This is a genomic window from Cyanothece sp. BG0011 (assembly GCF_003013815.1).
In the GTDB taxonomy this organism is placed as follows: Bacteria; Cyanobacteriota; Cyanobacteriia; order Cyanobacteriales; family Microcystaceae; genus Crocosphaera.
The window spans coordinates 38646-44646 of the sequence record NZ_PRLH01000188.1 but is presented as its reverse complement, the minus strand read 5'-3'; the positions used below and the strand labels follow the sequence as shown (position 1 = coordinate 44646).

Annotated in this window: 5 protein-coding genes; all 5 read left to right on the top strand. The window is 38.5% G+C overall.

What is annotated here, in order from left to right; translation table 11 throughout:
* On the top strand, window positions 1-1596 hold a 1596-nt coding region (locus tag C4E06_RS23960; RefSeq protein ID WP_107670881.1), incomplete at its 5' end, for an amylo-alpha-1,6-glucosidase.
* Window positions 1596-3047 carry an NAD(P)/FAD-dependent oxidoreductase gene (locus tag C4E06_RS23955; protein ID WP_198648992.1) on the top strand — a complete coding sequence of 484 codons (1452 nt, stop codon included), beginning with the start codon at window positions 1596-1598 and terminating at the stop codon, window positions 3045-3047. The genes C4E06_RS23960 and C4E06_RS23955, both read left to right, overlap by 1 nt.
* 150 nt (window positions 3048-3197) lie before the next feature.
* Window positions 3198-4367, top strand: a complete 1170-nt coding sequence (gene lptC / locus C4E06_RS23950; protein WP_107670880.1) for an LPS export ABC transporter periplasmic protein LptC — start codon at window positions 3198-3200, stop codon at window positions 4365-4367.
* Between the two features lies 1 nt (window position 4368).
* A complete protein-coding gene (nblR, locus tag C4E06_RS23945; protein WP_107670879.1) occupies window positions 4369-5049 on the top strand; it encodes a response regulator transcription factor NblR in 681 nt (226 codons plus the stop codon).
* Between the two features lie 59 nt (window positions 5050-5108).
* Entirely contained in the window at window positions 5109-5621 is a 513-nt protein-coding gene (locus C4E06_RS23940) for a DUF192 domain-containing protein (RefSeq protein WP_107670883.1), read from the top strand.
* The last annotated feature ends 380 nt before the right edge of the window (window positions 5622-6001 follow it).

The window sequence follows — 6001 nt, the reverse complement described above, 5'->3', positions numbered from 1 at the left end:
TATACCCGTTATACCTTCAAACGAGGCAGTAAATCCCTACAATTATCCATTAAAGCCTTAGTAAACTATCGTGACCATCACGGGACCACCCAGTCAGGACAGTGGAAAATGTTAGTCGAAGAAGTGCCAAAAGGCGTTTGTGTGAGTGCTTATCCCGAAGCAACCCCCTTTTATCTTTGGACAGATGGGGCAGAAGTGACCTTAAACTATCATTGGCATTTAGGTTACGATTTAGCCATGGAACGATATCGGGGATTATGGGATCGAGACGATCATTATAATGCAGCCACCTTTAACAAAACCTTGCAGCCGGGAGACTCCCTAACCATCGTCGCTAGTACCAACCCCCAATCTTCTTTAGATGGAAAACAAGCGTTACAAGAACGCTACGAATACGAAGACGGGTTACTCAAACACTGTTCTCATTTTTCGGTTCCTTGGATACAACAATTAGTCCTCGCGGCCGACCAATTTATTGTTAACCGTCCCTCAACCCATAACCCCGATGGTAAAACCATTATCGCTGGTTATCCTTGGTTTGCCGACTGGGGACGGGATACGATGATTGCTTTACCAGGGTTAACCTTGACCACCAACCGCCCCGATATTGCCCACGATATTCTCAGTACCTTTTCTAAATACCTAGACGGGGGAATGTTACCCAATGTCTTCCCCGATGATGATCGAACCCCCCAATACAACACCGTTGATGCCATTCTCTGGTATTTTGAAGCCATTCGCACCTATTATAGTCTGACCAAAGATATCACCTTATTAAAATACCTTTATCCCCTGCTACAAGAGGTCATTGACTCTTACCGTCAAGGAACCCGTTATAATATCCATCTCGATAGCGATCATTTAATCTATGCGGGTCAAGAAGGGACCCAGTTAACCTGGATGGATGCCAAAGTCGGAGACTGGGTGGTGACTCCCCGTCACGGTAAACCCATCGAAGTGAACGTGCTTTGGTACAACGCCTTAACCATTATGATCGAAATAGGGGACATCTTGGGACAACCCACCGGAGAATATAAAACCATGGCCCGTGATACCCATGCCGGTTTTCAGCGATATTGGCATCCTTCCTTAAAATACTGTCACGATGTTTTAGATAGTCCCAACGGCCACGATAAGTCCATGCGGCCTAATCAAATTTTTGCCGTTTCCTTACCCCACAATAAAACCACTCAACCCTTACTGAAACCCGAACAACAAAAGTCAGTGGTGGATACAGTGGCTAAAATGTTAATTACTTCCCATGGCCTGCGATCGCTTTGTACTACCCATCACCAATATCGGGGCCGTTACGGTGGCGATCAAGTTTCGAGAGACGGCAGTTATCATCAAGGAACCGTCTGGGCCTGGTTAATTGGACCGTTTGTGGAAGCCCATTTCCGCGTCTATGGCGATCGCACCTTAGCCAATAGTTTTCTTGAACCCATGGCCAACCACCTCAATGATGGTTGTGTGGGCAGTATTAGCGAGATTTTTGACGGAGATGCCCCCATGATCCCTAGAGGCTGTTTTGCCCAAGCTTGGAGTGTGGGCGAAGTGTTAAGGGTTTGGGCTAAAATTAATGAGCCTTCTTATTAATGATAACTGTTCCCTATTCCCCAATGAGTTTAGATTACGATCTCGTTATTATTGGTAATACCCCAGAAGCTTTTTTTGCTGCGTCAGAAGCCATAAAGTTGAAAACCAGAGTAGCTTTAGTATTAGGAACCACCCCTAATCATTATTCTCTCGAAACAGAGAGTTTAATTCTTAATTATTTTACTTTTCTTCATGGCCATTGGCATAATTTTAACCAATGGCATCTCAATTTAGATTCAGTTTCTCCCTTAAATTATACTCACCTCAAACAGTGGAAAGATGCTGTTAAACAAGATATACAAGCATTAACCAATCAAGAAAAATTAGCTAACTTGGGAGTCGATATTATTGAAGAGTCAGGAGAATTTTGTCGTCTTCCTAAGTTAGGTTTTGTTCTGAAAAATAGAACCCTGCGATCGCGTCGTTATTTATTAGCCACTCCTTCTATTACTATTATTCCCCCAATTCCAGGATTAGCAGAGGTGGGTTATCTGATTCCAGAAACCTTAAATATCGATCAATTACCTGAAACTATCGTTATTGTATCTCAAACTGCTTTAGGGGTTGAACTGGCACAAGCATTAAACCGTTTAGGTAAAAAAATTACTCTAATTGTTGAAGCTTCTAATATTTTACTCCAAGAAGATAAGGACATTGTACAACTGATTCAAGCTATCTTAGAAGCAGAAGGCATCCAATTATTCATCAATTGTCCCATTACTCAAGTTAGAAAACTAGAAGGTAAAAAATGGATTCAAGCAGGAAATAAAGCCCTAGAAACCGATGAAATTATTATGATGAATCAAAGAAAATTAAATATAAAAGGATTAAATTTAGAAGGGGTTAAAGTAGAAATAGAAAATAACAAAATAAAAACTAACCATAAATTACAAACCACTAACCCTAATATTTATGCCTGTGGTCGTGCAATGGGACAATATAATTTATCTAATATGGCTCAATATGAAGGTACAATTGCTGTTAAAAACACGATTTTTTATCCCATTTTTAAAGTAAATTATGATCATTGTCCCGTTCGGATGTTGATTGATCCTATTTTTTCAAGAGTGGGACTAACAGAAACCCAAGCCAAACAAGAATATGAAAATGACTTAATCATTATTAAAAAAAACTATAAAAGTTTAGTTAAAGCAACCAACTTAGACGAAACCACAGGATTTTGCAAGTTAATTACTCGTCGCAATGGTCTAATTTTAGGCTGTCATATTATTGGGAATAACAGTGATGAAATCATCAATATAGTTGCTTTAGCTATGAAAAATAAGATAAAAATTCAGAAAATTGAGAAATTATTTCCTCCCTATGGAACCATCAGTGAAATATTGTTTCAAATTGCTCAACAATGGCATGAGCAAAAAAATAAACAAAATCAATTATTAAATAACTGTTTAGAAACTCTACTTTTTTGGCGCAGAAAATGGATAAAATAATTGATAATTAACAATTAATAATTAATAAGGCTTGATTGAACGATACAATAGATGTTCGATGTAAAGAGTCGTCACAATGCTGAACCCCTGCACAAAACGTTACAATTGTCCCCGTTAGCATCAGCCTGATCAAACTATCATTAAACAAAAATGAACCAACACCATCCATTAAAACAAAAACATTATTTACCTCTAAACTGCCTGAAAGGGGTGATCTTAGTGTTGCTATTGGGCTTAGTGGCTTGTCAATCAGGAAAACAACAGTCCCAAACCCTAGAAACCTCAGGAGAAACCAGAGAAGAAACCAATTTAAAACTACAAAATGCCACCTTAGAACAATCCAATGCTAAAGGAGAACTTCTTTGGAAAATACAGGTTGATGAAGCACAATATAGTCCAGATCGTAAAAAAGCTAATTTAACAGCAGTCAAAGGCAATATTTTGCAAGACGGGGAAGTGGTATTACGAGTAAAATCTGACTATGGAGTAATCGACCGAGATGGGGCCGAGATTTTTCTGAGGGAAAACGTGGTGGCGGTAGACCCCCGTAACGAAGCGGTTCTTCGTAGCGAAGAAGTCCAATGGCAACCGGAAGCCTCTCTATTAACCATTCGCAAAAATGTGCGAGGGTCCCATCCTCAACTCGAAGCATCCGCCGAAGAAGGAAAATATAATACCCGTGAGCAAACATTAGAATTAACCGGAAAAATTGAAGCCACTTCTGAAGAAAAACAGTTACAGTTAAAAACAGAACATTTAATCTGGGAAGTGCCTAAACAAACGATTATTGGCGATCGCCTTTTAACCCTGATCAAATTTCAAGACAAGACGATCACCGATCGCTTAGTGGCCAAACAGGCCAGGGTGTTACTCGATAAAAAACAAGTGATCGTCAAAGAAAATATTGAATATAAATCCCTTAAACCTCCCCTACAAGTGGCCACCAATGAAATTGTTTGGCATTATCAAACCCGTCAAGTTTATGCGAGTAAACCCGTTCAATTGATCCAGTATGAACAAAATATTACCCTAACCGGCAATCAAGGCCATGTTAACTTGGCAGACAATATGGCTTATCTTCAAGGAGGGGTTCAAGGAATCAGTCAAGCCAATGATAGTAAGTTATACTCCAATAACCTAACTTGGAATATGGTCGCCCAAACCATTGAAGCTTATGGCAATGTCATTTACGAACAAAATCAAAACCCTAAATTAAATTTAACCGGAGAAAAAGCCGTCGGTACTTTAGTTGATAATAATATTGTTGTCACCAATAGCGATCGCCAAGAACGGGTAGTAACAGAAATTTTTCCTGAGTAAAATGACTCTAAATCCTTGTATTCTTTTAGTACAACTTGATCATAATTTTAATCAACGTATCTGCCCTGAGTTACAAGAAGCAGGCTATACACCCATTATTATTAATGATATTCGTCAAACCATCGAAAATGTCACTATCCATCAACCAGCCATGGTGGTGATTAATTGTCACCCTAATGATAACACTGGACTCACCCTCTGCACTCAGTTGCGACAATTACAAAAGTCCTTGATTTTAATTATGATGATTAATACAGAAACCGTAGAAGAAAGGGTAGCTTGTTTAGAAGCAGGGGCCGATGATTATCTATTGAAAACCGATTATAGTCCCGCTTTATTGAAGTTAGTCCGCTTTTATTTAACCCCGCCTAAAGTAGTGAAAGAACAATTACAATATAGTGATATTGTTCTAGACTTAACCACTCGACAACTTTTTATTAATAATAAGCCCATCGATTTAACCATGAAGGAATTTGAGTTGCTTAAATATCTCATGTCCCATCCCCAAAAAGTTTTAAGTCGAGAGAAAATTTTAGAAAATGTTTGGGGAGAAGAGTTTCAAGGAGAATCTAATGTCATTGAGGTTTATATTCGTTATTTACGCATCAAAATAGAAAATGAAGACCATAAACGCTTAATTCATACCGTTCGAGGGGTAGGGTATGTTTTACGAGAAGGATAACCGTAGAGATAACAACAGTTAAATTGATTATTTTAGATGATAAAGAAGTAGAAAAAGTTATGTTTAAAACAATTAGTTCAATTCTGATTATCACCCTTGTTTTGATGGGATGTACTCCGTCTACCCAAGCAGAATATAATAAAGATATAACCGAAAATATTGAAGAACAAGGTCAAAAGCTTCCTATCGAAGCGATGGTGAAAATTGACGAAACTGTAATCGAATTAGAAGTGGCAAAAACACCCGAACAACAACAAATGGGTTTAATGTATCGTCAATCTTTAGAAAAAAATCGAGGGATGATTTTTGTCTTTGAACAGCTAAGACCGGTTAGATTTTGGATGAAAAACGTCAATATTCCTTTAGATATGATTTTCTTAGCTAATGGCAGGGTTAGGGCTGTTTTCCCCAATGTTCCTCCCTGTAGCGTTGATCCCTGTCCTACTTATGGACCTGAAAACTTAGTGAACCAAGTGATTGAACTAGCAGGAGGACGGGCGACAGAATTAGGAATTGAACCAGGGGATCAACTAGACATTGAGTTTATAGAAAATACATCCCCTAATCCTTAAAAAATAATAAGTTTGATAAATGTAAGCTTTTACAAATATCTATAGATTTTCTAAATTATTTATAATACAATCTACACATAATATGGAGAGAAGAAATGACTTCCTAGGGCGCTTGTCCCGTTGGGAGTTAGTGGTGTGAAGAAACAAAGAGGAAAACAACTTGATGATTTTGGTTAAAAAGCTGTTTTTCCAATGACGTGAAGGTTTGAGAAGGAAACACAGGATAACGATTGAGCCAGATCCTAGTCATCTAGGAATGATACCGTTCGCTCTTTATGGAAAAACTTCGTTGATATCAATACCGTCGACGATCGCCAAATTGCCAAAACCAGAAAAGATCCTGATTGAATTCTCAAGACAAGACCCTCATTAACGATGAA

Excerpts from the sequence above, each read along its gene's own strand:
- lptC (WP_107670880.1), top strand. The coding sequence starts at position 3,198 with ATGAACCAACACCATCCATTAAAACAAAAACATTATTTACCTCTAAAC.
- C4E06_RS23940 (WP_107670883.1), top strand. The coding sequence starts at position 5,109 with ATGTTTAAAACAATTAGTTCAATTCTGATTATCACCCTTGTTTTGATG.
- nblR (WP_107670879.1), top strand. The coding sequence starts at position 4,369 with ATGACTCTAAATCCTTGTATTCTTTTAGTACAACTTGATCATAATTTT.
- C4E06_RS23955 (WP_198648992.1), top strand. The coding sequence starts at position 1,596 with ATGATAACTGTTCCCTATTCCCCAATGAGTTTAGATTACGATCTCGTT.